The following is a 2,437-nucleotide window of genomic DNA, read 5'->3' as shown; positions in this document are numbered from 1 at the left end:
CGGTTGGGCCGTTACCCGTCGTAGCCGGCCTCACCGGTGAAGATTGCCGGCAAACCGATCGCCGCGGCCGTCCGCGCGCCGGCCTCGGACCCGGCTATCACCAGCGCCTCGCCGGCCACAATGCCCAGCTCCCACAGCGCCAGCCGGTAGAGCTCGGCGTCACCGGCGGGGCCGGTCAAGTCGTCGGCGCTGATCACCGTCTCGGTCATGCCATCCCCGATCAGTTCCCGCGCCCGCTTTCGGGCACCCTGCTGTTATGCCGATCACAACTGAGCTCGCTCGATGGACCAGTCCCGGCCGTCCGTTCTGGTGGGACCAGGTGGTGCAACGCGATGCCGAGGTGTACCCCCTGCAAGCGGTGATCTTCGATACCGATGCTCTGGCCGACTCCGACGGTGAGCCGCGTTCCGGACTGGTCGACCTGGTGCTGAGCCTGTTCGTCACTGGCATCTGGGTCGCGGTGGTCGGCGCCGGGTCACGCGACTGGGTGCAGAACCGGGCGCGGGAACTGATCGGGGATGGCATGACCGAGACGGTGATCAGCGCCGACGACTTGACCGGCCCCGCCGGTGACGCCGAGCTCTACCGGCTGGCGCTGTGGGAGCTGGGCATTGTGGCCGGCGAGGCGCTGGTGATAGCCGGGTCCGAGGCCGGCGCGCGGACGGCCGCGGCGATCGGTTTGCCGGCAATCTTCACCGGTGAGGCCGGCTACGACGGGCTGCTGGCCAGCGGCTACTTGCTTAAGAGCATCAGCAGTGACGATCTGGTGCACCAGCTCGAGTTGGCCCACCAGGGCGAGACGGTGATCGACCCAGGCCTGGCAGCCCGGGCGGCCGGCACCGCCGCACGGCTGCAGCGGGACGAGTTCTGGCCGGGTGCCCGCCAGGGTCTCACCCAGCGGGAGAGCGAGATCCTGGCGTACATGGTCAGCGGGCTGTCCAACCGGGGGATCGCCAACAAGCTCGTCATCGGTGAGGAAACCGTGAAGAGCCATCTGCGTGCGATCTATCGCAAGCTCGGTGTCACCGACAGGACCGGCGCCGTGGCCACCGCACTGCGCGAGGGTATTTACCAGTGACCGAGGGTATCCGGCCGTCCAACGCGGTGCGCGACCTCGTCGACGCCGACCGTGAACTCGCGCTGCTGCGCGAACTCATCCAGGCGGCCTCCAGCGGGCCCGGCGTGGAACCACTGGCCGCGGCGGCGGCGCGGATGATCACCGCCGCCACCGGCACTGACGTGTGCTTCGTACACGTCCTCGACGACAGCGAGCGCTCACTGACCCTGGCCGGCGCAACACCGCCGTTCGACGGCCAAGTGGGAAAGATCCGGCTGCCGTTGGGGTCCGGGGTTTCCGGCTGGGTGGCCAGCCACCGCGAACCCGTCGTGATCACCCACGACAAGGAAGCCGACCCGCGATATCTGCCGATCCAGTCGCTGCGGGGCCGCGACTTCACCTCGATGGTGTCGGTGCCGATGGAAACCGATCCCGGCGGCCTGGTCGGCGTGCTCAACGTGCACACCGTGGCGCGGCGCGAATTCAGCGACGGTGACGTCGAGCTGTTGCGAGTCATCGGCAGACTGATCGCCGGCGCGATGCATCAGGCCCGCTTGCATCGTCGGTTGGTGGCCCGCGAACGCTCCCACGAGCTGTTCGTCGAGCAGGTGATCGAGGCACAGGAAATCGAGCGCCGCCGACTGGCCGGTGACATCCACGACGGGATCTCGCAGCGGGTGATCACGCTGTCCTACCGGCTGGACGCCGCGGCGCGGGCCCTGGGCGACGATCCGGCCGAGGCCTCCGAACAACTCGAGGAAGCTCGCGAACTCGTCAGGCTGACGCTGCAGGAAGCCCGGGCGGCGATCAGCGGACTGCGTCCACCCGTGCTCGACGATCTCGGCCTGGCCGGCGGCCTGGCCAGCCTGGCGCGGTCGATGCCGCACATGGATCTGGAGCTCGACCTCTCCGACATCCGGCTGCCCGAGCACATCGAGCTCGCGCTGTACCGCATCGCCCAGGAAGGCCTGCAAAACATCGTCAAACACGCCAACGCCACGATGGCCCGGGTGCGCTTCGCGGTGGACGACGATGTCGCCCGGCTGGAAATCGTCGACAACGGCGTGGGTTTCGACACTTTCGAGAATCCGCTGGGCGGCGACGAGATGGGCGGCTACGGGGTGCTGTCGATGTCCGAGCGGACCGAGCTGGTCGGCGGGCGGTTGAACATCCGGTCGCGGCCCGGCGCCGGGACAGCGGTCACCGCGACGATTCCGCTGCCGTCCCCTTTTCTCGCGTGACCCCCTTTCCGGCGCGAGTGTGCGTGTCCCCGGTCGACACGCCGCATTGAAACCCGGGATTACGCTCAGTGTCAGGGTGATGGTGCTGCGTTGCGGTGTGTCGGCGTGACAGGGCCGCTTCGCGGTGGTTGGTTCCGGA

At 68.6% G+C, this 2,437-nt stretch carries 3 protein-coding genes; 2 read left to right on the top strand and 1 reads right to left on the bottom strand.

Annotated elements, in window-relative coordinates; genetic code table 11:
- Window positions 1-11: 11 nt before the first annotated feature.
- Window positions 12-209 carry a hypothetical protein gene (locus tag A5707_RS06490; RefSeq protein ID WP_232000645.1) on the bottom strand — a complete coding sequence of 66 codons (198 nt, stop codon included), beginning with the start codon at window positions 207-209 and terminating at the stop codon, window positions 12-14.
- A gap of 47 nt (window positions 210-256) precedes the next feature.
- Between A5707_RS06490 and A5707_RS24370 the strand changes: the two genes are divergently transcribed.
- On the top strand, window positions 257-1,078 hold the full coding sequence (locus A5707_RS24370; RefSeq protein ID WP_065013695.1) for a LuxR C-terminal-related transcriptional regulator: 822 nt from the start codon (window positions 257-259) through the stop codon (window positions 1,076-1,078).
- On the top strand, window positions 1,075-2,298 hold the full coding sequence (locus A5707_RS06480; protein ID WP_156657628.1) for a GAF domain-containing sensor histidine kinase: 1,224 nt from the start codon (window positions 1,075-1,077) through the stop codon (window positions 2,296-2,298). The genes A5707_RS24370 and A5707_RS06480 overlap by 4 nt, the downstream gene beginning before the upstream one ends.
- Window positions 2,299-2,437: the final 139 nt, after the last annotated feature.

The organism is Mycobacterium kyorinense, from assembly GCF_001672775.1.
Lineage (GTDB): Bacteria > Actinomycetota > Actinomycetes > Mycobacteriales > Mycobacteriaceae > Mycobacterium > Mycobacterium kyorinense_A.
Note: the sequence above shows the minus strand (reverse complement) of the source record. Positions and strands in the feature narration are given on the sequence as shown.